18 protein-coding genes and 2 pseudogenes are annotated in these 25,469 nt (G+C 22.6%); 1 reads left to right on the top strand and 19 read right to left on the bottom strand.

Annotated elements, in window-relative coordinates; translation table 11 throughout:
- The 6 genes from recB to D9V60_RS02280 all read right to left on the bottom strand — a co-directional run bounded on the left by recB (position 1) and on the right by D9V60_RS02280 (position 10,746).
- The gene (gene recB / locus D9V60_RS02305) at positions 1-3,483 is read right to left on the bottom strand and encodes an exodeoxyribonuclease V subunit beta (protein ID WP_158360731.1); all 3,483 of its coding nucleotides are present in this window, start codon (positions 3,481-3,483) and stop codon (positions 1-3) included.
- Complete coding sequence (locus D9V60_RS02300; protein ID WP_158360730.1) at positions 3,446-6,682, bottom strand: exodeoxyribonuclease V subunit gamma; 3,237 nt, start codon at positions 6,680-6,682, stop codon at positions 3,446-3,448. Before D9V60_RS02300 ends, recB begins: the two co-directional genes overlap by 38 nt.
- Before the next feature lie 58 nt (positions 6,683-6,740).
- Complete coding sequence (mscS, locus tag D9V60_RS02295; RefSeq protein ID WP_158360729.1) at positions 6,741-7,586, bottom strand: small-conductance mechanosensitive channel MscS; 846 nt, start codon at positions 7,584-7,586, stop codon at positions 6,741-6,743.
- A gap of 134 nt (positions 7,587-7,720) precedes the next feature.
- Positions 7,721-8,803 (bottom strand): class II fructose-bisphosphate aldolase, encoded by a 1,083-nt coding sequence (gene fbaA / locus D9V60_RS02290; RefSeq protein WP_158360728.1) that lies wholly within the window; start codon positions 8,801-8,803, stop codon positions 7,721-7,723.
- A gap of 37 nt (positions 8,804-8,840) precedes the next feature.
- Entirely contained in the window at positions 8,841-10,016 is a 1,176-nt protein-coding gene (locus D9V60_RS02285) for a phosphoglycerate kinase (RefSeq protein ID WP_158360727.1), read from the bottom strand.
- Between the two features lie 142 nt (positions 10,017-10,158).
- The gene (locus tag D9V60_RS02280; RefSeq protein ID WP_158360726.1) at positions 10,159-10,746 is read right to left on the bottom strand and encodes a YhgN family NAAT transporter; all 588 of its coding nucleotides are present in this window, start codon (positions 10,744-10,746) and stop codon (positions 10,159-10,161) included.
- A 271-nt stretch (positions 10,747-11,017) separates the two neighbouring features.
- Here D9V60_RS02280 and asd point away from each other — a divergent pair, with 271 nt between their 5' ends.
- Positions 11,018-12,133, top strand: coding sequence for an aspartate-semialdehyde dehydrogenase (gene asd, locus D9V60_RS02275; RefSeq protein WP_158360725.1), 1,116 nt, complete (start codon positions 11,018-11,020; stop codon positions 12,131-12,133).
- Positions 12,134-12,211: 78 nt separating this feature from the next.
- Here the strand turns inward: asd and tusA are convergent, their stop codons facing one another.
- The 13 genes and pseudogenes from tusA to prfB form a co-directional block, all read right to left on the bottom strand.
- Positions 12,212-12,448 carry a sulfurtransferase TusA gene (tusA, locus tag D9V60_RS02270; protein WP_158360724.1) on the bottom strand — a complete coding sequence of 79 codons (237 nt, stop codon included), beginning with the start codon at positions 12,446-12,448 and terminating at the stop codon, positions 12,212-12,214.
- A gap of 47 nt (positions 12,449-12,495) precedes the next feature.
- Positions 12,496-13,124: pseudogene (gene nadD, locus D9V60_RS02265) on the bottom strand (nicotinate-nucleotide adenylyltransferase).
- A gap of 14 nt (positions 13,125-13,138) precedes the next feature.
- Positions 13,139-14,149 (bottom strand): DNA polymerase III subunit delta, encoded by a 1,011-nt coding sequence (gene holA, locus D9V60_RS02260; RefSeq protein ID WP_158360723.1) that lies wholly within the window; start codon positions 14,147-14,149, stop codon positions 13,139-13,141.
- A 27-nt stretch (positions 14,150-14,176) separates the two neighbouring features.
- A complete protein-coding gene (leuS, locus tag D9V60_RS02255; protein WP_158360722.1) occupies positions 14,177-16,765 on the bottom strand; it encodes a leucine--tRNA ligase in 2,589 nt (862 codons plus the stop codon).
- Positions 16,766-16,923: 158 nt separating this feature from the next.
- Positions 16,924-17,787 carry a CNNM family magnesium/cobalt transport protein CorC gene (gene corC, locus D9V60_RS02250; protein ID WP_158360721.1) on the bottom strand — a complete coding sequence of 288 codons (864 nt, stop codon included), beginning with the start codon at positions 17,785-17,787 and terminating at the stop codon, positions 16,924-16,926.
- A gap of 91 nt (positions 17,788-17,878) precedes the next feature.
- Positions 17,879-18,166 carry an rRNA maturation RNase YbeY gene (ybeY, locus tag D9V60_RS02245; protein WP_261979259.1) on the bottom strand — a complete coding sequence of 96 codons (288 nt, stop codon included), beginning with the start codon at positions 18,164-18,166 and terminating at the stop codon, positions 17,879-17,881.
- A gap of 29 nt (positions 18,167-18,195) precedes the next feature.
- Positions 18,196-18,342: a hypothetical protein gene (locus D9V60_RS03125; protein ID WP_180818872.1), complete on the bottom strand. Its 147-nt coding sequence runs from the start codon at positions 18,340-18,342 to the stop codon at positions 18,196-18,198.
- A gap of 7 nt (positions 18,343-18,349) precedes the next feature.
- On the bottom strand, positions 18,350-19,669 hold the full coding sequence (miaB, locus tag D9V60_RS02240; protein WP_158360719.1) for a tRNA (N6-isopentenyl adenosine(37)-C2)-methylthiotransferase MiaB: 1,320 nt from the start codon (positions 19,667-19,669) through the stop codon (positions 18,350-18,352).
- A 70-nt stretch (positions 19,670-19,739) separates the two neighbouring features.
- Positions 19,740-20,534 carry a thymidylate synthase gene (gene thyA / locus D9V60_RS02235; RefSeq protein ID WP_158360718.1) on the bottom strand — a complete coding sequence of 265 codons (795 nt, stop codon included), beginning with the start codon at positions 20,532-20,534 and terminating at the stop codon, positions 19,740-19,742.
- A gap of 14 nt (positions 20,535-20,548) precedes the next feature.
- A pseudogene (gene lgt, locus D9V60_RS02230) lies at positions 20,549-21,315 on the bottom strand (prolipoprotein diacylglyceryl transferase).
- A 121-nt stretch (positions 21,316-21,436) separates the two neighbouring features.
- The gene (gene lysA / locus D9V60_RS02225; protein WP_158360717.1) at positions 21,437-22,684 is read right to left on the bottom strand and encodes a diaminopimelate decarboxylase; all 1,248 of its coding nucleotides are present in this window, start codon (positions 22,682-22,684) and stop codon (positions 21,437-21,439) included.
- Positions 22,685-22,741: 57 nt separating this feature from the next.
- The gene (lysS, locus tag D9V60_RS02220; RefSeq protein ID WP_158360716.1) at positions 22,742-24,250 is read right to left on the bottom strand and encodes a lysine--tRNA ligase; all 1,509 of its coding nucleotides are present in this window, start codon (positions 24,248-24,250) and stop codon (positions 22,742-22,744) included.
- Positions 24,251-24,258: 8 nt separating this feature from the next.
- Positions 24,259-25,357 (bottom strand): peptide chain release factor 2 gene (gene prfB, locus D9V60_RS02215; RefSeq protein ID WP_180818825.1). Its coding sequence is split into 2 segments (ribosomal slippage): positions 24,259-25,281 and positions 25,283-25,357, totalling 1,098 coding nucleotides; the frame shifts between segments, so codons are not numbered across the junction.
- Positions 25,358-25,469: the final 112 nt, after the last annotated feature.

The raw sequence follows: 25,469 nt of genomic DNA, 5'->3' as shown, positions 1-25,469 counted from the left end.
TTAATTGTTAACTAAAAATAAATTAATTAAATTTTTAACTAATAAATAATTTGGCATTATATAGAAAATGCCATTGTTTTTATCTGTTTTATCTATTCCTCTTAAAAACATATAAAATATTCCGCCAAAATTATTTTTATACTCATATTTTTTTACTTTTTTATTTAAATATTGATGTAATGCAACTGTATATATTTGATATTGTAAATCATATCGATTTTTAATTATTTCTTTTTTAATATTTTTTAAAGAATATGAATTTTTACAATTACCTAGATAATTAGATTTATAATCTATTATATAATATTTTTTCTTCCAAAAAAAAACTAAATCAATAGATCCTTTTAAAATTCCAGTAACTGGATTAAAAGATATTTTGGGTGAAAGAGAAGAAATTGGATCAAAAGATTTAACAATGTGATTAAAATCTATACTATATAATGCTTTTTGTATAGGCAAAAAAAATTTCATTTCTTTTATATATTGATTTGATTTTAACATAGATAAATTAAAATTTAAATTTTTTAAATTTATATGAATAATTTTATTTATCCAAGATATTAATACGGGAGCCCATTTTTCTGAAAATCCATGTTCTTTTAAAGATTTATAAAAAAAATCAATATTTAATTTTTCCGAAAAATTAATTTTATTTAATATATAGTGTATAAGAATTCCAGTTTTTTCTCCTATTGGAAAATTTTCAAATATTATTTTTTCTTGATGTATGTTGTGATGATTGAAAGTATAGTTGATATTACAATTATTTTGATTGATAGAGATATTTTCTTTTTTTAATTTTGTAAAACTTGTTGTTTGAAGATAATTTTGTATTTTGTTAATTAGATATTTAGGTTGAGATAGAAAATATACATCTTCTTTAATAGAAGAAATTTTAATATTTACCGTATCATGTTTGATTGTTATGTATGATTTCACATTTAATGTGTTTACTTCGTATAACAAACTGTTATAGTCCATATGACATCCACGTTGTATAATATATCCTAATGCACTTTTATAGTTATTACTTTTTTTTTGATTTTTTTTATTGATAATGTCTCCCATTCCTAAGCTACAATGATAAACAGCTCGTGTTATAGCAACATATAAAAGACGTAAATCTTCTGCTAATCTTTCTTCTTCTGCTATTTTTTCAGTTGCTTTGCTTTGATCTAAATCAAAAAATATTTTTAACTTTTTTTTATCATGATATAAATGTAATTTCGATTTTTTATAAGTTGCTGCAAAAGGAATCCAAACTATAGGATATTCTAATCCTTTAGATTTATGTATTGTAATAATTTGTATTTCGTTAGATTGTTTAAAATGTCGAATATTTTCATTTTCTAATATGTTTTGTTTTTCCAATATTTTTTTTTCAAACCATCTTATTAAAGATGACTCTTGATGAAAATTTTCGGATTGTTCTTCTAATAATTCTGCTATATGTAAAAAATTTATATTTTTTTGAGAGTATTTATATTTATCTAAATTATTAGAATATTTTTGATAGTCTAATATTATAGTTTTAATGGTATAAAAAATTCCTGTATTTTTCCATATATTACGATATTTATATAATTTTTTGATTATAAAATATGATTTATCTGTATTTTTTTGTTTTTCTGATTTTAATAAAATTTCATAAAAAATATGTGTAAAAATAGATTGTTTTAATAATTTTATATTAGTTGGTTGTAAAATAGTTTTAAGTATTACAAGAAGTTCACAAGCATCGCTTGTTTTAAATACACTTGTACTAGAAGATGAATAAATAGATTTAATGTTTACTTTTTCTAGTGAATTTTTAATAATATTTGCTTCATTTTTATTTTTTACTAATATAACAATGTCACTTTCTTTTAAAATTTTTTTTTCATCTTTATTAATTAGTGTTGCTTGACCTTTTTTGGCACAAATTAACCAATAATAAATTTCATTTGCGCATTGTTTTGCGATCCATTCTTGATAATCTTCAATATATATTTTCTCTTTTTTTTTAAAAAATAAACTTATAGCATTTTGAATTTTTCCTTGTATTTTAAATTGCATATTTTGATTTTCAAATGAAGGAGAAATTTTTTCAAATGGAATATTCTTGAAAAAAAATGGTTTTTTATTGCGTGAAAATAAATCATTTGTAGCTTCACATATATTTTTTGAAGACCTCCAGTTTGTATCAAGATAATAATATTGTTTAATTTTAGATTTAGCATGTAAATAAGAAAAAATATCTGCTCCTCTAAAACTATATATTGATTGTTTTGGATCTCCTATAAGAAATAATGCTGTTTTTTCATTATTTATATTATATAAAATATTAAAAATTTCATATTGTTGAATATCAGTATCTTGGAATTCATCAATAAATGCTACTGGATATTTTTTAATGATTAATTGTTTTAATTTTTTATCTTTTTTAATATATTTTAGAAGATTATTTAATAAATCATTAAACCCTAATAAAAATTTTTTATTTTTTTCTTTTTTTACAAGTTTAGATATTTTTTTTATAGCTTGAAATAAAATGATATTTTTTAAGGAAAATTTTTTTTTTAATATTTCTTCAATATCTTTGAAAAAGATATGACATGGAATGTAATTACTTTTTATATTTTTTGTTATTGTTGCTTGTGAAAAATACTTTAATTCAATTGGTATTTGATAATTTTCAGTTGTAGACTCAGCCCATGTTGTAATATTTTTTCTCCATCTAGATATATTCCGTTCATTATATATTTTTTTATTAGGCTTTGATTTTCGAATTATATCCAATATAATTAGATTAAAATCTAACCATTTTTTTTTAAAAGTGTTTATTATTTTAATATTATCTTCATGGCAAGTTATAGGATTTTGATTTTTAGTAAATTTTTTATTAAAATTTATTGTATTAAAATTAAATATTGGTTTTAATTCAGATAAAAGAGCTTCTGGATTTTTATAATCTTTCGAGATTATATTAATAATATTTTTTGGCAGTTGATAAAAATAAGATCTCCAGAAATCTTCTGTAGCTTGTAAATATAATAATTCTTCATTTTCAATTATTTTTTCATTAATATTGTAAAAATTTAATTGCAAAATATCTTTGCAAAATCCATGTATAGTATAAATAGCTATATAATTTATATTTTGTTTCGCTCGTTCTAAAATATATATTGCTTCTTCTAAATTTTTTATTTTTTCTAAAAATGGCTTTAAAATAGAATTATTAGTATTTTGAGTAATGCAATATAAATGTAGTTTTTCAATGTTTTTTTTGATTCTTTTATGTATTTCATCTTTAGCAAAATTAGTAAAAGTGACTATTAATATTTCTTGTATTAATAATGGTTTAATGTTTTTTTTATTATCTATCCCAAGCAATAATCGTAAATACATTAATACGATTGCTGTAGTTTTACCTGTTCCAGCAGAAGCTTCAATTAAATTCACACCATTAAATGGTATTTCGAATATATTTAATTTTTTTTTCATTAATTTTTTTGTATTTTAATAATGGAGTTAACCATTTTTTAGAAATATGACAGATTTTTTTTATATCTAATTTTGAAATTATTTTTTGTATATAAACATCTTGTTTTTCTCCTTGTATATAAGAATTTCCTATCCATTTTTTATATAATTTTTTATATGCTTCTTTTTTAATATTAGGATTTTTATGAATACATTGATTTTTTATATCATAAACTTTATCAAACCAAGCTATACCTGATTTTGTTAATAATAAAGGACTATTAATGCCTTTTATATACCCTTTAATATATGTTAAAAGATATTTGTATGCTTTCTTGTATGATAGAGAACGAAATGAAAATATTTGCTTTTTACATCCTATAATTGTACTCTCTCCTACACCACCTAAAATACAATAAACTAAATGTTCTAACCATAATGAGACTCGATCAGAATAGTTGATTAAACTTGTTTTCCATCGCAATAAACCTGTACTTTGTATTTCTTTTAAAGTTCCTTTAATATAATATTTTTCTATTTTAAGATTAAAATCTTTTTTTTGAGGCAGTATTCTAAATTGATTAATTATTTCTACTATTTCTTTAATTTCTTTACATTTATTTTGTAAAGCTATTTCCCCAAAGCTTCCATATGGCAATATTCCAGATAATTTTATTTGTTCTAATATAGTTTTTAAATCTTCCTTATTTATCATTTTTTCTAATAAAAGTTTACTTATTTTAAAACTTTCTAATTGATCGATAATAAAGGGTTCAGTTATCGATAATTTTTGTTTTATTGTAAATTTTGTGTTTAATGTATAATTAAAAAAATATCGTATTGGATTTTTCCAAAAAGATATTAAATCTTTTAAATTGATAAAAAAACTTTTTTTTTCAAAACTTTTTAAATCAATTATATTTTTAAAAAATATTTCATGAATGTTTTTAATTTTATTTTTTTTTGTATTTTCTGTTTTTTTTATACTTATTTTATTATAAATATGTTCTTTTTTATGTTTTTTACAAAGATATTGTGATATTTTTTTTATATTATCTTCTATTTGTAATTTTTTATCTCCTTTAAAATAAAAATGTAATGCAATGTAATTAATTAACTGCTCAATTAAACAAGGTGGATATATTTTATTTTCATTTTTTAATGAATACCCAATATAACTCATATAAAAATATTCTGTAGCAGCTATAAAATTTTTTAGGAAAAAATAATTTATTTCATCATCAATGTTAATATCAGTAATTAATGGATATTTCTTTAAAAGATTAATGTGATCTATGTTATTTTTTTTACATAATTCTTCAGAACTTAATCCTATGATATATACCATTTTAAATGGTATATAACATACTATAGAAGGATGACAAAAATTTATAACTCCTAGTTTATATTTTTTATTGCTTGTATAGTTTATAATATATGAAAAATTTTTTTTTAAAATGTCAATAGTTATTTTTTTTTGATATTCAGATAATATAATTTCATCAATCATTGTTTTCCATTTTTTATCAATTGCTATAAGTATGTGATCGAATTCTGTTGGTTGATGAAAAAAATCACTTATAAAAGATTTAAATAATAAACGCCAATATTTGATTTTTTTTGATTTTGATAATTTTAAACGCCATTTATTTAATATGCTAATTAAATATGATAATTTTCCTATTAATTCTGATTTAGAAAAATCAATAGAAATAAATGATAAAATATTATTCCAAATTTTATTTTTTTCATTTATTGCATAACTTAGTAATAATTTTTTAATTCCATAAAACCAAGTATTTTGATCAATTTCTAAGAAATATAAATCATTTTTATGTTGTTTATTTATACCCCATCTAATATTTGTAGCTACAACCCAATTATGTAGAGTTTTTATTTCTTCTTCTGAAATATTAAAATTTTTTGCTATTATTGGAATATCAAGTAATTCTAAAATTTCTTCATTGTTAAATCGAATGTTAGATAAGTTTAATATTTTGTTAAAAAAATAAAATATTTTTTGTGTATTTTTACAATTTTTTTCAGAAATATAAAAAGATATTTTTTCTTGTTCGTTATTTGATTTAAACACGGAATGAATATTTGTCGTATAACTATTTAACGAAAAAGAAGTAACAACAATATCATGAGGTTTTATATTTTTGTTTGTATTGAGTATTTCTATTATTATTTTATATAAAACTTCAATTTCATGTTGTTTGCTATAACAAATATTTACAGAAATTGAATTATCTTTAGGATTGATGATTTTTTTTGATGATTTTTTATTTTTTTGAAAGCTTAAAATATTGTTTTTAATATTATTTAATAAGTTATCTGTATAATATTTTTCAAAATAATTCTTAATTTTAATATTTTTTAAATTTTTTATAAAAAATAAATAAGAATTTTCATATTTGCCCCATAGCTCTTCTAATGTATTATAAAAATTATTTTTTGATTTTAAATGAGATAAATGATCATTTATAACTACTTTAGAACTAATTGTATTATTTTTATAAGCAGTTAAATATAAAAAATATACATTAGTATGTATACTTATTTTATGAAATATTTCTATATATGATGGATTTATAGGAAGTGACCAGATAACAAAAATACGTTTAGGCAATTTTACTTTTTTTTTAATTAAATTTTCAAATTTATAAAATACACTTGAAAAATTATTAGTAGATTGATTAAGTCTTTTATTATCATTTATAATTTCATTCCATAATTTTATTTGCCATGATTTTTCTGAATTAGTTTTTAGTATTTTGTTTTCTTTATTTTTCCAGTCTTGAATCCATTGCGGTCTATATAAAATATATTTTTGAAATAAATTTTCCATTAAAAACGAAAATTCAAATTTTTTTATTTTATGATCATTTTTCTTAATATTTTCAAGAAAATTATTTTTTTCGATAATTTTCATAATTTTCCAAACATTAGTTGTTTTCTGTAAAATATTTTTTATTTCATTTTTAGGTATTGTTTTTTCAAATATCTTCCAAATAAAAATATGTGGATTAATTAGTTTAAAATCTGATGAAATACCTGTATAATTAGCTGTGAATATATTTAAATATTGAAATAATATCTCGTTGTCATGAATAATAATTTCTTTTTCAAAAATATATGGAAGTGGTTTTTGTTTAATAATTTTGCATATTTTTAAAAATAGTGTATTTAATTGATTAAATTTATATAAAAAAAACATAAAAACCTTTTTATTGTTAAATTAACAATTTATAAATATAAAATATTTAATTTAATATTTATTTTTTTTTGTATAGATGAACATCTATTTGTGGATAAGGAATATTAATATTATTTTTATCTAATGCTTTTTTAAATTCAGCCATTAAATCCCAATATACTGAATTTAATTCATCTGTATTACTCCAACATCTGACAATAAAATTTAAAGAAGATGGTGCTAATTCACTTAAACCAATTATAATATCTCGATCTTTTATAACTCTATTTTCATTTTCTATTACTTTTCGAAGTACTTTTATAACCAAATCAATATCTGTATTATATGCAACACTTATAGAAAATTCATTTCTTCTAGCAGGTTCTCTTGAATAATTAATAATATTTCCAGAAATTATTTTGTTATTTGGAACAACTACAATTTTACCATCTAAAGTACGTAAGGTTGTATAAAAAATATGAATATTTAACACTGTTCCTGCTACACTTCCTAAATTTACATATTCTCCTGTTTTTAAAGGTCTTAATGTTACTAATAAAACACCTGCTGCAAAATTAGATAAAGAACCTTGTAATGCTAATCCGATAGCCATTCCAGCAGCACCTAATATAGCAATAACAGAAGTTGTTTGAACACCTATTCTTCCTAATGCAGCAATCAATGTAAAAGTAATAATAATATATCTCATCAAAGCAGAAAGAAAACCTGCAATAGTAGCATCAATATTACGAGTAATTAATATTTGATTAACTCCGTTAGATATTATTTTTGCCACAAACATACCAGAAACTAAAATTACAATAGATGAGGTTAAATTAATTATATATCCAAATAATAATTCTTGATTTCGTATTATCCAATTACCTGCATGATTAATATCACTTACTACATTAAGTTCATCCATTTTTATCTCTTTTTATATAGCTTTAAAAACAAGCATGTTATTTAAAATATCTAAATTGTTATTGTATTAATTATTATTTTTAAATTTTCGGAGAATATTTTTATTTATTCCCCGGATTTGAACATAAATATTTATTATACTTTCAGAATATTTAGTGCATTTAGTTCTTGAAATGTTTTTTCTAATCTTTTAGATATTGATTCTTGAGATTTTCTTATCCAAGATCTTGGATCATAATATTTTTTATTTGGTTGGTTTTTTCCTGTTTTATTACCTAGTTGATTTTGTAAAAAATCTTTATTTTCTTTATAAAAATTTAATACACCTTTCCAAGCAGCCCACTGTATATCAGTATCAATATTCATTTTAACGACACCGTATTTAATAGATTCTTTAATTGCGTTTAGATCTGATCCTGATCCACCGTGAAACACAAAATTTAATGGTAGTTTTTCTAGCTTATATTTAGTGCTAATATAGTGTTGTGATTCTTTAAGAATCATAGGTTTTAAATGAACATTTCCAATTTTATAAACTCCATGTACATTTCCAAATGCGGCAGCTATAGTAAAATTTTTACTAATTTTAATTAAATTTTCATATGCGTAACTAACATCTTTAGGTTCTGTATAAAGTAATTCTTTTCTAATTTTACTATTATCTATTCCGTCTTCTTCCCCTCCTGTACATCCCAGTTCAATCTCTAACATCATATTGATTTTTTTTAATTTTTTTAAATATGAACTACAAATTGAAATGTTATCCTTTAATGATTCTTTGGATAAATCAATCATATGAGAAGTAAAAAGAGGTTTTTTATAAATTTTATAATGTTTTTCCCCTTCTTTAATTAAACCGTCAATCCATGGTAATATTTCTTTATAACAATGATCGGTATGAAGTATTACTGGAATATTATAGCTTTCTGCAACTAAATGTACATGTTTAGCTCCTGATATAGCTCCTTTTATAGCTTGTTCTTGATCTGATTTAAATATTTTTTTAGAGCTCGCAATAAAAGAAGCTCCTCCAAATGAAAATTGTATAATAACAGGAGATTTTATTCTAGAAGCTGTTTGTAGTACAGCGTTGATTGAATCAGTACCTATGCAATTAACTGCTGGTATTGCAAATTGTTTTTCTTTAGCTAATTCAAATATTATTTGACATTCATCACCTGTTATAACGCCAGGTTTAATAGATTTTAAATTATTCAAATTCTTTCCTATTATTTAAATTTTTTTAATTAAAACATTATTTAGTATTTATTGAAAAATTTTTTTCTAACATATTTATTGCAGGAAGTTTTTTACCTTCAATAAACTCTAGAAATGCACCGCCTCCTGTTGAAATATAAGAAATTTTATTTTTAATAGAAAACATATCAATAACAGATAATGTATCGCCTCCTCCAGCTATTGAAAATCCAGAATTATTTGCTATTGCTTTGGCGATATTTTCCGTTCCTTTTCTAAAATTAAAAAATTCAAATACCCCTACAGGTCCATTCCAAATAATTGTTTTTGCTTTCTCAATTATTTTAACAACTTTTTTTATAGTTTCATCACCAAAATCCATAATTTCTTCATTTTCTTTTATTTTTGATGGTAATTTAATTATACATGGTTCAGTATCAGAAAAATTTTTTCCTACACGTGAATCAATTGGTATTACGATATTTTTATAGTTATCACGTAATTTTTTAGCTTTTAGCACAAATTCTGGCTCATGTAATGATTTACCAACATTATAATCAATTGCTAAAAAAGTATTTGCAATTCCACCTCCAACTATTAAAGTATCTGAAATACTAGATAGTTTGTTTAATACATTAAATTTAGTTGAAACTTTAGATCCTCCTACTATAGAGATCATAGGACGTTGAGGATTTTTTAATGCTTTTTTAAGCATAGTTATTTCAGATATTAAAAGGGGCCCTGCGCATGCAATATTTACAAATTTTCCAATTCCATATGTTGATGCTTGCTTTCTATGTGCACTTCCAAAAGCATCCATAACAAAAATATCACATAAGTTAGAGTATCTTTTAGATAAAATAGCATCGTTTTTTAATTCTCCTGAGTTAAAACGAACATTTTCTAAAATGAGCATTTCTCCAGGTTTTATTGGAGTGATATTTGAATAATTATCAGAAAAATACACTTTTGTGTAATTTATTTTTTTTTTTAAATATTTAAACACAGGAAATAATGAATATTTTTTTTCATAACATTCATTTTTTGGTCGTCCTAAATGAGACATAATAATAACTTTTGCTTTTTTTTGAAGTGCTAATTCAATTGTAGGAAGTGAAGCTAATATTCTAGCGTCAGATTGTATAATTCCATTTTGGATAGGAACATTTAGATCACATCTTATTAAAACTCTTTTATTTTGTATATCAAGTTCATTCATATTTCTTATTTTCATAAAAGTACCTTTTTATTGATTTTTTTATAAAATTTTTAATAAGTTATTTATACCTGTTATCAATTATTTGTAATAACAGGTTATATAAAATATATAATAATTTATTTTTTAATAAAAAATTAGCTTTTAAAGTAAAATTTATTTAATTTTGGAACCATGTTCTAATTCCATCAAGAAACATTTGAGTAGCAAGCATAATTAGTATTAAACCCATTAATCGTTCTAACGCATTTACACCTTTAGAACCAAATAATTTTAAAAAAAAGCCTGATAGTAATAACACTATAATAGTAAAACACCATGCTATTAATAAAGATCCTACTAAATATGACATATGATGCAAATATTGATGAGATAATAACATTAATGTAGCTAATAAAGATGGTCCTGCAACTAATGGAATTGCTAGTGGAACTAAAAAAGGTTCTTCGTTCGAAGATGACCCATTGTTATCTTCCGAAGGAAAAATCATTTTAATAGCAATTAAAAACAGAATAATTCCACCAGATATAGATACTGTTTCAGTTTTTAAGCTAAGAATATTTAATATTTTTTCTCCAATAAACAAAAATATTAACATGACAATTAAAGCTATAATCATTTCTCTTATAACTACTATTCTTCTTCTTTTTGCGTTTAAATTTTTTAAAATTGTCATAAAGACGGGAAGATTTCCTAAAGGATCCATGATTAAAATTAATAATATAGTTGTAGAGATTATTTCAGTCATTTTAATTTATTATATCCTTGTAAATATATAAAGTTTTAACTATATATAAAGTAATAGAAATTTTTCATACTATATATACATATTTTAATATATATATATCAATATTGTTTTTGAGATAAATTTATAATTTTATAGTATATTAAAAATTTTAATAAAATTTAATATTTTCATAAATAACTATTACTTATAAAATTACATAATAACTATATTTATTTTCGGAGGTCGGAAAGTTTTTACTAAAATTTTTTGTAAAAACTCCGTATATTTATTAATGATGAAATCTGTTGGATTCATTGGTTGGCGTGGTATGGTGGGATCAGTTTTATTAAATAGAATGAGAGAAGAAAATGATTTTTTAAAAATTAATCCTCATTTTTTTTCAACTTCTCAATTAGGCCAAGATGGTCCTATTATAAATAACATAGTATTTAAAAATCTAAAAGATGCTTATAATATCGATTTGTTAAAGGAAATGGATATTATTATAACATGTCAAGGAAGTGTTTATACTGATACTATTTATTCTAAATTGCGTAAAAGTAATTGGAAGGGTTATTGGATAGACGCAGCTTCTACTTTAAGAATGAAAAATGATTCTATTATTGTATTAGATCCGATTAATTTGAAAGTTATCAAAAAAGCTTTGAATAGTGGAATTAAAACTTTTGTAGGAAGTAATTGTACTGTAAGTTTAATGTTAATGGCTTTAGGTGGATTATTTTCAAGTAAATTAGTAGAGTGGATTTCTGTATCTACTTATCAGGCAGCGTCAGGTGCAGGTGCTAAACATGTTATCGAATTATTAAAACAAATGGGTGCGTTATATAACGCTGTATCTAAGGATTTATCAAATAATGTTTGTTCAATTTTAGATATTATAAAAAAAGTTACTAAAAAAATTCAAGATGATAACTTTCCATTACAATACTTTTCTGTACCTTTAGCTGGAAGTTTAATACCATGGATAGATATTGACATGAAAACTGGTCAAAGCCGAGAAGAATGGAAAGGACAGTTTGAAACGAATAAAATACTAGATTCTAAAAATCAAATAATAATAGATGAAACATGTGTGCGTATAAGTTCGATAAGATGTCATAGTCAATCCATTTTAGTTAAATTAAATAAAAATATTTCATTAAAAAATATAGAAGAAATAATTATTAATCATAATAAATGGGTTGATTTTGTTCCAAATAATATTGAAGAAACAATATTTAAATTAACTCCGTCCGCAGTAACTGGAACGTTAACAATTCCAGTTGGAAGATTGAGAAAATCAAATATTGGTGATAAATATTTTTCAGTTTTTACTGTTGGAGATCAGTTGTTGTGGGGTGCTGCAGAACCTTTAAGAAGAATGTTAAAATTATTAATTAATATTTAATTATTTTTTAAAAATATTATGATAAATTTCACTAATATACACACTATGTGTGTATATTAAATTTTTTAAACATATGTTTTAATAAACTCCTTTTTTTAATAAATAACGATAAGGTTTTACATGAGTAAAACATTCAATAAGTTGATGTTTCATAAAATCACAAAAATATGGAATATCTCTTTTAGTAGATGGATCATCTGTTAAAACTAATATAGTTTCATTTTGTTTTATTTTTCTAATTGTTTTTCGAATTATCATAATTGGTTCTGGGCATTTAAGTCCAATTAAATTTAATGTAACGTTTATTTTTCTCATTTTTATATATTTAAAATGTTTAATATTTATATTAAATAAATTAGATTTTAATATAAATTTTTTAAAAAAATATATTTTTCCACTTCTATAGGTATAAATTTACGTGAGCTTTTACCATCAGCAAAATTTTTTCTTATTTGAGTAGAAGAAATTTTTATAGAAGGTATAGATGAAAAAAAAATATATCCAAATGATTTTTTATGTAAATGAATTTTATTTTTAATAGTATGTAAAGAAACCCATTTTTTTAATTCATTATCATATTTTTTTATACCATTTCTCGGGAGAATTAATAAATGAACATATAATAATATTTCTTTCCAATTTTTCCAAAAGTTTAAATTATTTAGATTATCTTCTCCTATTATAAAACATAATGATTTAGCAAATCCAATTTTTGATCTTATTTTTTTTAATGTTTCTACAGTATAAAAAATTTTTTTTTTGTTTCTAATAAGCTTATTTCAAATAAATTATTATTTTTAATAGCATATTCCATCATTTTCAATTTATGTTTTAAAGGTGTTTTAGTTTTAGATCGATGAGGAGGGTTTTGATTTGGTAATAATATAATTTTTTTTATTGAAATTTCTTTTGCTAATTTTTCTGCAGAAAGAATATGTCCATAATGAATAGGATCAAAATTACCCCCTAAGATTGCGTATATTTCTTTCATTTTTTATGATATTTTTAATTTTTTATTTTTGAAGATAATAATAATGTCAATGTTTTTAATTCTGTCCATACATTGTAATTATATTCTACTTTAATTTTAATATCTGTTTGTAATAATATTCTAATTACTTTTAAAAAATTATTAAAATTTATTGATTCAATTGCAAAATTAAAAAATTTAATTCTATTGAAAAAAATATTGTTTTGTTTAAAAAATAAATTCATATTTGTTTTTTTTTCACGTTTCATATTAACCAATGTTAATAAATCTTTTTGTAATGATCTTACTAAAATAAGAGGATTATATTTTTGTTTTCGAAAAGTATCTAATATATAAAAAGCGTGTTTTATTTTATTTTCAAAAATCGAATTTATCCAATCCGATGGAGTAAAAATAGCAAATTTATTAATAATATTTTTTAGTTTTTTTGATGTAATTTTTTCATTTTTCCATGTAAGAATCATTATATTTAAGATATTATATATAAATAAAGTATTTCCTTCATAAAATTTGTATAATAACAAAAAAGCATTTTCGGTTATTTCTATTTTTTTTTCTTTTAGTTCATATAATAGCCATTTTTTAAAATTTGAACCATATGGTGTAAAACACCATACAATATTAGCATTAAATATATTTTTTTGTTTTAATAAATAATTTTTAAAATCATTAGATAAATGATTAAATTTTAATATTGTTAATATATCTAAATTTTTAACAAAAAATAATTTATTTATATTTTTTATTAATAAAGAATTTAAATTTTTTATAATTAAATTAATAATTAAAACTTTTTTTTTAAAAAATAAATTATTTGAACTATAAAAACTTATTATTTTATTCCAATCTGTAATTTTTTCTACATTAATAATATTATTTTCTTTAAAATCCTGTTTTTTAGCAAAATCTAATATTATTTTTTCATTTTTTTTTAAGAATATTAAATCTTCTCCTAAGAAAATATAAAATAAATTTAAATTTTTAATTATTTTTCTTTTTAATTCTTCTGAATATATAAATTTCATATAAACAACATACCATATTAAAAGTTTTTATATTACAAAATTAATTATTTTTTTAGGAATATAAATTATTTTTTTTATATTTTTATTTTCTATTTTTTTTTGAAAAAATGAATGATTTTGAACATAAATAAAAATTTCTTTTTTTGTTAAATTATGCGGAATTTCTATAGTGAATTGTTTTTTTCCATTAATTTGAACAACTAATATATTATTTGTTTCTAATAAAAAATTTTTTTGAAAAACAGGCCACCTTTCATTATCAATAAAGCAATTTTTATTTAAATGTTTCCATAAGATAAAACATAAATGAGGTGTAAATGGATATAACATTTTTATAACTGATATTAATGAATCTTTCATAATACATTTATCTTCTTCGTTTTCTAATTGAAATTTTCTAAGTATATTAACTAATTCCATAATTTGAGAGATAGCTGTATTAAATGATTTTCGACGATTGATATCATCAGAAACTTTAGCGATTGTTTTATGTAATAAAGAATACATATTTTTTTGTTTTTTATTTAACAAATTAAAATCTATATTTTTATATTTATGTTTAATTTGAATGTAATTAAATGATAATTTCCATAATTTTTTTAAAAATCGATAAATTCCTTTTACTCCAGACTCATTCCACTCTAATGATGATTCTATAGGAGCAGCAAACATAATAAACAATCGAATTGTATCAGCTCCATAATTTTTAATCATTAATTCTGGTTCAATTCCATTATTTTTAGATTTAGACATTTTAATCATTCCAGCATATATAACTTTATTACCTTTTTTATCTTTTGCCGTAATGATTTCTCCTTTAATATTTTTTTCAATATATATGTTAGACTTATGAATCCAATGACGTTGATTATTTTGACCAATCTGATAAAATGCTTCTGATAACACCATCCCTTGACATATTAAACTTTTTACTGGCTCATCAAATTGAACAAATTTAAAATCACGTAATAATTTATGATAAAACCTAAAATACATTAAATGCATAATAGCATGCTCTATTCCCCCAATGTATTGATCAACAGGTAACCAATATTTCGATGCTGTAGGGTTAATGATTCCTTCTTTAAAATGAGGACAAGTATATCTTGCATAATACCAAGAAGACTCCATAAATGTATCAAAAGTATCTGTTTCTCTAACAGCAGTTTGATTATTAATTTTGGTAGTGTAGTAAGTTGATTTTGTATTTGAATAGTTTTTTAATAAATCGGAATTTTTTATTTTTTCAGGTAATAATACAGGTAAATCTTTTTCTGGTATTGGAACAATTTTACCATTTTTCATTGTTGCCATAGGAATTGGAGTTCCCCAATAGCGCTGTCTAGATATACACCAATCTTTTAGTTTATAAATAATTTTTGTTTTTATTTTTTTTTCTTCTGATAACTTTTTTTTTATTTTTTTTATAGCGTTATTATAATCAAGTTGATTAAATTCTCCAGAATTAATTAATATTCCTTTTTCAGGAAAAAATGTATTTTGGTTTAATTGTATATTTTTTATATTAGACTGTTGAATAACATATTTAATTTTTAAATGATTTTTTATAGCAAAATTCCAATCATTTTCATTATGACCTGGAACACACATAATTGACCCAGTGCCATAATCATTAATCACATAATTTGCTATCCAAATAGGTATTTTTTTTTTTATAATAGGATGAATCGCGAATATATTAGTATTTATTCCATAAAATTTTTTTGCTTCTATTTCTTCTTTAGAAAAATTTTCATTATTTTGTGTTTCAATAAATTTTTTTAAAATTTGATTTTTTTTTGAAAGATATATAGAAAATTTATGAAAAGGAGAGATAGCAAGATATGTAACTCCCATCAGCGTATCTATTCTAGTAGTAAATATTTTAATTTTTTTACTACTATTGTAAATATCAAAAGAAATTTCAAATCCTTCGGATCTTCCAATCCAGTTTTTTTGCATATTTTTAACTTTTTCAGGCCAATTTTTTAATTTTTTTAAATCATTATATAAAGGTTCGGCGTAATTTCTTATTTTTATAAACCATTGTGGGATTGTTTTTGTTATTACAGTACTTTGACATCTCCAACAACAACCATTTATTACTTGTTCATTCGCTAATACAGTTTTATCGGAAGGGCACCAATTTACTAAACTGTTTTTTTTATAAACTAATTTTTTTTTATATAATTGAATAAAAAACCATTGTTCCCACTTATAATAGTCTGGTTTACATGTAGTTATTTCTCGATCCCAATCGTAGCTAAAACCTAATGATTCTAGCTGTTTTTTCATATATTTAATATTTTTATATGTCCAAGATGATGGAATTGTGTTGTTTTTAATAGCAGCTTCTTCTGCAGGCAATCCAAAAGCATCCCAACCAATAGGTTGTAAAACATTTTTTCCTAACATTCTTTGATATCTTGCAATTACATCGCTAATAGTATAATTTCTCACATGACCCATATGTAATTTCCCAGAAGGGTATGGAAGCATTGGCAGGCAATAGTATTTTTCTTTTGTTTCATCTTCATACACGTGAAAAGTTTTTTTGTTTTTCCAATATTTTTGTACATATATTTCAATATTTTTTGGACAATATTCTTGTTCCATAATGTTTCTCTATAATAATTTTCATATTTTTTAAAATAAATAAAAATTTTTAAATATAAATATTTTTTATAAAATTTTAGATTTACTTATATCAAAAAAGTATTTCTATAGATAATCAATATATAAAAAATAAATATAAAATAGGTTTTATTTTTATATTATTTTTGGAATGTTTTCTCTGGAATAGTTACATGTATTTGTATTATTTTTCTACTATCTGCCGAGGATATTTTAAAGTTATATCCATTAATATTAATATTTTCTCCACGACTTGGCAAATGTCCAAATGCTTTCATTACTAATCCCCCAATAGTATCTACTTCTTCATTGCTAAAATGAGTTTTAAAAAAATCATTAAATTCTTTTATTTCTGTTAATGCTTTAATCGAAAATATATGTTCTTGTAATTTTCGAATATTAACTTTTTCTTCTTCGTCATATTCATCTTCAATATCACCAACTATTAATTCAAGAATGTCTTCTATAGTGACTAATCCAGACACTGCCCCAAACTCATCTATGACTATTGCCATATGCGTTCGTTTTAAACGAAAATCTTTTAGCATTCTGTCTACATATTTGCTTTCAGGAACAACAAAAGCAGGTCTTAATATATTTTTTATATGAAAATTTTTATTTGAATTTCTCATAAATGGTAATAAATCTTTAGCAATTAAAAATCCTTCTACATAGTTTTTATCACTATTCATTACTGGAAAACGTGAATGTGCAGATTCTAGAATAATATCAAGGCACTTGTTTAAATTATAATTTAATTGTAATATTATCATTTGTGTTCTGGGAATCATAATGTCTTTAATTTTTTTCTTTGCAATATGTATTACGCCTTCCAACATGTCACATGTATCTTGATCAATCAGTTCATTTTGTTCTGAATCTCGAATTAATTTGAGTAATTCTTCTCTATTTTTAGGTTCATCATGAAAAATATGATTTAGTAAAATAGAAAAAAAACCTTTTTTATTAATTTTTTCTGAACTTTTTGCATCTTTTTCACTCATAATATTTAGTTATCTATTTTAAAATATATTTTACTGTTTTATGTTATAAAATGTTAGGTTGCAAATAATTTTTATAAAGAATTATTAATTTTTAAAAATATGGTTTGCTATAGTTCAAAGATAACATAATTTTATTTTCTATATTTTCCATAATTTTTTGTTCTTTTTTATTTTGATGATCATATCCTAATAGATGAAGCGTTCCATGTATAATCATATGTGCCCAACGAGATTCTAATGTTTTATTATATTGTATAGATTCTTTTTCTATAATTGTTTTACATACTACTAAATCTCCTAATAATTTTATATTTTTTTGTATAAAAATATTTGCTCGAAAAGATAAAATATTTGTTGGATAATTTTTTCCTCTATATATTAAATTTAAATTTTTTATTTCTATTTCGTCTACAATTCTAATTGTAATAACTTTAATATTTTTTTTTTATATAAAGTTTTTCTTAACCATTTTTTAAATATTATTTTTTTTGGTATTTTTTCTTTATTTTTACAATTTATTTGTGTATTTAAAATAAAACAATCTTTTATTTTCATATATTTCTTATAATAATTTACCATGTAAAACATGAGTATGTATTTCATTTATTTGTACGTTAACAAATTTTCCAATCATTTTCGGTGATCCATGAAAGTTTACAATTCTATTATTTTCTGTTTTTCCATATAACTCCATAGCATTTTTTTTTGAAGTACCTTCTACTAAAACACATTGTTTACTTCCTAACATTTTTCTGCTCCAAGACATAGTTTGTTTATTAATGCAATCTTGTAATATATATAAACGTTCTTTTTTTTCTTTAATATTAATTTCATCTTTCATTTCTGACGCTGGGGTTCCTGGTCGACTTGAATATATAAAACTATAACTCATATCAAAATTAATTTTTTTTATAAAATTTATAGTTTCTTTAAAATCTTTTTTAGATTCTCCCGGAAAACCAACAATAAAATCGGAACTAATTTGAATATTTGGACGTGCTTTAATTAGTTTTTCAATAATTTTTTCATATTCTTCTGTAGTGTATGATCTTTTCATAAGTTGTAATATTTTGTTCGATCCACTTTGTACAGGAAGATGTAAAAAGCTAACTAATTTAGGAGTATCTTTATACACTTCAATAATATCGTCGCTAAATTCAAGTGGGTTGCTTGTGGTAAAACGAATTCTTTCGATACCATCTATTTCTGAAATTAATCGTAATAATTCTGAAAAATAACAAATTTTTCCATCAAAAGTTGGTCCTTGATATGCATTGACGTTTTGTCCTAATAAATTAATCTCTTTTATACCATTTTCAGCTAAACTTGCTATTTCAAATAAAACGTCATCAGATGGTCGACTAATTTCTTGACCTCTTGTATATGGTACAACACAAAAAGAGCAATATTTATTACATCCTTCCATTATCGAAATAGATGCTGTGTATCCTTTATTTGTTATTGTTAAAGAATTATTAAATTTATCTAATTTTGGGAAGCTAATATCAATAACAAATTTTCTGTTTTTTTCTACTTCATCAATCATTTTCGGTAATTTATGTAAACTTTGAGTACCAAATATAATATCTACATATTTAGCTCTTTTAAAAATTTCTTTACCTTCTTGTGTTGCTACACAGCCTCCAACAGCAATTATAATATTAGCGTTTTTATTTTTTAATTTTTTCCACCTTCCTAATTGATGAAAAACTTTTTCTTGAGCTTTTTCTCTTATAGAACAAGTATTTAAAACTAAAACATCCGCTTTTTCAGAATTTTTAGTAATTAAATATTGACCTGTTTTTTCTAAATATTTTACTATCATAGATGAATCATATTCATTCATTTGACAGCCCCAGGTTTTAATGTATATATATTTCATTTTTTAGTTATATAAACCTTATTGTGCTTAAAATTATTTTATTTAAATAAAGAAACTATTTTTTAAGATTTTATATAGATATTGTGCCATGAATTGAAGGATAAGGATTATAATTAATAATTTTAAAATCTTCAAAAACATAATCAAATAATGAACGAGGTTTATTTGCTATTATTAATGTTGGTAATTTTCTAGGATTTCGAAGAAGTTGTTGTTTTACCAGTGAAATATGATTATTATATAAATGAATATCACCACCTGTCCATATAAATTCATCTACCTCAAAATTACATTGCTGCGCTATCATATGCATGAGCATCGCGTAACTTGCTATATTAAATGGTAATCCAAGAAAAACATCACAAGAACGTTGATATAATTGACAACTTAATTTGTTTTTAAATACATAAAATTGAAACAATACGTGACATGGAGGTAAAGACATTTTATTTATTTCACCAACGTTCCAGCTAGACACTAATATTCTGCGAGAGTCTGGGTCTTGTTTTAATTGTTTTATTACATTTTTTATTTGATCAATTTTTTTACCATCTGATGTATTCCAACTTCTCCATTGTTTTCCATAAATTGGCCCTAGATTACCAAACTTATCAGCCCAGTTATCCCAAATAAATATTTTATTTTTATTAAGATATTTAATATTAGTGCCTCCCTGAAGAAACCATAGAAGCTCATGAATAATAGCGGGTATATAACATTTTTTTGTAGTAAGAAGAGGAAACCCTTTTTTTAAATTAAATCTTATATGATGGCCAAAGATAGACAATGTTCCTGTTCCAGTTCTATCATTTTTTGGTTTTCCATTTTTAATTATTTTTTCTATTAACTGCAAGTATTCTTTCATAATATCTCAAAATTCTATGATTTTTTATAATAAGATATAAATATAATAATGATCCCAAATATAACCATTGGAATTGATAATATTTGACCCATTGTAATACAATTTTGAATTAATCCAATTTGAGAATCTGGTTCTCGAAATATTTCAGCAATTATTCTTAATATTCCGTAACTAAACAAAAACATACCACTAGTACTGCCTATAGGTCTTTTTTTTTTGTCAAATAAATAGATTATTAAAAATAGCAAGACACCTTCTAAAATAAATTCATAAATTTGAGATGGATGACGAGGTAGTGCTCCGTATTTTTCTAAAATTGATTGTAATTGAGGATATTTTAATATTAACTCTAAATCTTGATTTTTTGCGTTAGGAAAAAACATTGCATATGGAAAATTAGGAGCGATTCGTCCCCATAGTTCTCCATTAATTAAATTTCCTAATCTTCCGGCACCTAAACCAAAAGGTATTATAGGACTAATAAAATCAGAAATAATTAAAATTTTAATTTTATTTTTTATAGAAATATAATACATACTAATAATAGCTCCTATTAACCCTCCATGAAATGACATGCCACCTTCCCAAATATGAAATGAACATAATATATGTTGAGAAAAATATGAAAAATTGTAAAAAATTATATATCCTATTCTTCCTCCAATGCAAGATCCTAAAAAAATAGTATATAAAAATGATTCGATTCTAATTTTATTTATGTTTTTTTTTTTAATATTTTTTTTCCATAAAAAAGCGCAAAAATAAAACTAATAACATACATAAGACCATACCAATGCGCAGAAAAAGGACCTATAGAAAAAATAATAGGATTGAATTGCGGAAAATTAATATACATATTTTTTTTTGTTCTCTTTTTTATTGATAGTTATTAAACAAATTTATTATTGTTCTAAACTTAATAGTTCTTGAATCGTTTGTCTTCTCCTAATAGTTTTAAAAGTATTATTTTTTATTAATATTTCTTGAATAAGAGGTCTAGTATTATAATTTGATGACATTGACGCGCCATATGCACCGGTATCGTGAAAAATTAAATAATCGCCTATTTTAATTAATGGTAATTTTCTAGTTTGTATATCTCCTCCTTCTTTTTGTGTAAATATATCTCCTGATTCACATAAAGGCCCTCCTATAACTACATCGATTGTTTTATTTTTTTCAATTTCTCTATTGTCTGATGGGATAACAGATATGTGATGATAACTTCCGTACATTGTAGGTCGCATTAAATCATTGAATCCAGCGTCAATTAAAACAAAATTTTTATTTCCCATTTTTTTAATTGCTCTTATTTGAGAAATTAATATTCCTGATTCTGCAACTAAAAATCTGCCTGGTTCAATTTCCAGTTGAATTGGATTGTTTAAAAATTGAGAAATTTTTTTTCTTGCTTGATCCCATAAAGCGAAATATTTTTTTATATTAATAGGTTTTTCATTAAATTTATAAGGTATTGGCAATCCTCCTCCTGCAGAAATAAATCTTATTTTTTCATTTATTTGTATTGCGCTTTCTACCATTGCATGACAAACGTGTTTTAAATGTTTGTAATTTACACCCGAACCGATATGCATATGCAAACCTATTAGTTTTAGTTTATATTTTTTTATAATAGGTTTTGCTAAAGTTGGATCCCAAATTCCATGTTTACTATTTTCTCCTCCAGTATTTGTTTTTTTACTATGCCCATAACCAAATTTAGGATTAATTCGCAACCAAACATGATGACCTGGAGAAACTTCTCCTAATTGTTTTAGCATATCTAATGATCCAGCATTTACTGGAATATTATATTTAATAATTTTAGATAATGTTTCATTATCAAATAAATCTGCAGTAAAAATAATTTCATCGCTATTTTTTTTAAATCCAGCTACTATAGCTCGTTCTATTTCTCCTAATGATACAGCATCTACTTTTAAATATTTTTTTCGCATTAAGTTTAAAATATGAGTATTAGAACAGGCTTTTTGAGCAAATCTAATAATATCAAACTCTTTTAAAAGTTGAATTTTATTATAGATTATGTCGGCGTCATAAACCCAAAATGGAGATTGATATTTTTTTATTAGTAATTGAATATTTTTAATATTAAGATTACTTGTAGTTGTATCAATTAATTGAGGCATTTTTACTCCTATTTATTTTTTTAAAATCTATATAAATTTTTGTTTAAAATATGATCTTTATTTTAAAGATGGACGTAAAGTAGGAAATAAAATTACTTCTCGAATACTTTTTTGATTAGTTAAAATCATGATTAAACGATCAATTCCAATTCCTAAACCTGCAGTAGGAGGTAATCCATATTTTAATGCTTCTATATAATCTGCATCATAAAATATATTTTTATTGTTTTCTTTTTCTGTCGTTTTGATTTGATTTAAAAATCTAAGTTTTTGATCTTTTGCATCATTTAATTCTGAAAATCCATTACCTATTTCGTAACCTGCAATAAATAATTCGAATCTATCGGTAATATTCGGATCGGTATTATTACGTCTAGCTAATGGAGATACTTCCACTGGATATTCAGTAATGAAAGTTGGCTGAATTAAATGTTTTTCTACTGTTTTTTCAAAAATTTCATTTTCTATTTTACCTATTTGCCATTCTTCATGTATTTTTATACCAATATTATTTGCAACTTTTTTAATTTTTTTTAAATTCTTTAAATCAGAGAGATGAATATTTAAATTAAATTTTAAAATAGCTTCTTTCATGGTTAGTTGAGAAAATGGTGTTTCAAAATTTAGATAATGTTCTTTATATTTAATTTTTTTACTATTAAATAGATAATTTATTATAGTTTTTAATAATTTTTCTGTAAAATTCATCATATATTGATAATCAGCATAAGCAATATATGCTTCCATCATAGTAAATTCAGGATTATGTCTTGTAGAAACCCCCTCATTTCTAAAGCTTCTATTTAGTTCAAAAATACGCTCAAATCCACCAATAATTAATTTTTTTAAATATAATTCAGGAGCTATTCTTAAATACATTGTTTTATTAATTTCATTATGATAGGTTTTAAAGGGACGCGCAGAAGCCCCACCAGGAATATTATGAAGCATAGGAGTTTCCACTTCTAAAAATTTATTTTCTATCATAAATTTTCGAATTAATTGAATAATATTTGAACGATTTTTAAAAATATTATATAATTGATTATTACTAATTAAATCTAAATATCTTTGTCTATAACGTTTTTCTTGGTTTGATAATCCATGAAATTTATCAGGAAAAGATCTTAATGATTTTGTAAGTATTATAATATTTTCAGCATAAATAGATAATTCTTTTGTTTTTGTTTTAAATAAATAACCATTAACTCCTAAAATATCTCCAATATCCCATTTTTTAAAACATTCATGATAAAATTTAGGTGTAATTGATTTTTCTTTTATGTATACTTGTATTTGTCCTTCTATATCTTGTAATATAAAAAAAGAAGCTTTTCCCATAACCCTTCTTTGCATCATACGACCGGCAATAGAAACTTGAATACTTATTTTTTCAAGTTCATTACTTGTTTTTTCTCCATATAATTTATGTATTTTTATAGAACTTATAGTTTTTTTAAAGTGGTTTGGATAAGAAAATCCATTTTTTTTCATATCAATTAATTTTTCTTTTCTTATTTTTTTTTCATTACTTATATTGTTAGTTAAATTTATTTCTTTAAACATTTTAGCCTCTATAATCCTGATATTAAACTTTGCTCAATAAAATCATCTAAATCACCATTTAGTACGGATTGTATATTATGTTTTTCTATTCCAGTTCTGAGATCTTTAATTTTTGAATGATCTAATATATAAGAACGTATTTGATTACCCCAGCTAATATCTAATTTATTATTTTCTATTTTTTGTTGTGCTTTTCTTTTTTTTTGTACTTGCAATTCATATAATTTTGATTTCATTTGTTTCATTGCTTGTTCTTTATTTTTATGCTGAGATCTATTACTTTGACATTGAGTAACAAGGTTTGTAGGAATATGAGTAATTCGAACTGCAGATTCTGTTCGGTTTACATGTTGACCTCCTGCTCCAGAAGCTCTATACACATCTATTCTTAAGTCAGATAAGCAAATTTCAATATTAACTTTTTCTTCTATATCCGGATATATAAAAACTGAACTAAATGAAGTGTGTCTTCTATTTCCTGAGTCAAATGGACTTTTTCTAATCAGACGGTGAATACCAGTTTCAGTTCTTAACCATCCGAAAGCATATTCTCCAAAAACCTGAACTGTAGCAGATTTAATACCAACTATTTCGCCGATAGATTCTTCAATAATTTCAGTTTTAAATCCCTTTTTATCAGACCATTTTAAGTACATCTTCAATAGCATTTTTGACCAATCCTGTGCCTCTGTTCCACCTGATCCAGATTGTATATCAATATAACAATTACAATTGTCATTTTTTTTTGAAAACATACGATAAAATTCAAGTTTTTTGATTTTTTCTTCTATTTTTTTTATTTCTATAATAATATCTTTTATTAATGTGTTATCTTTTGTTTCTTTAGCTAACTCTAAAAAAATATAAGCTTCTTTCAATTCATTTTCAATTTTATTAATATTATCAACAATTATATTTAATAAGTTTTTTTCTTTGTTTAATTTGTGTATAGATTGTTTTATTTTCCATGTTTCAGGTGTTAATAACTCTAAGTTAATTTCTGAAATTCTTAATTTTTTTGTATCATAGTCAAAGATACCTCTTCAAATCATTTTTCCGATGATTTAATGTTTCAATTTTATTGCTTATTATATTAATATCTATCATGATTTTGTTATTCTTCTAAAAATTGATTATAAATAATAATTTATAAGATTCTTTTAATTATATAAATTTATTTTTTTACTTGATATATTTTATCTGTATTATAGGAGAAATA

Origin of the sequence: Buchnera aphidicola (Aphis craccivora) (genome assembly GCF_005082145.1) — a bacterium.
In the GTDB taxonomy this organism is placed as follows: Bacteria; Pseudomonadota; Gammaproteobacteria; order Enterobacterales; family Enterobacteriaceae; genus Buchnera; species Buchnera aphidicola_U.
This window is presented reverse-complemented; position numbering and strand designations above follow the sequence as displayed.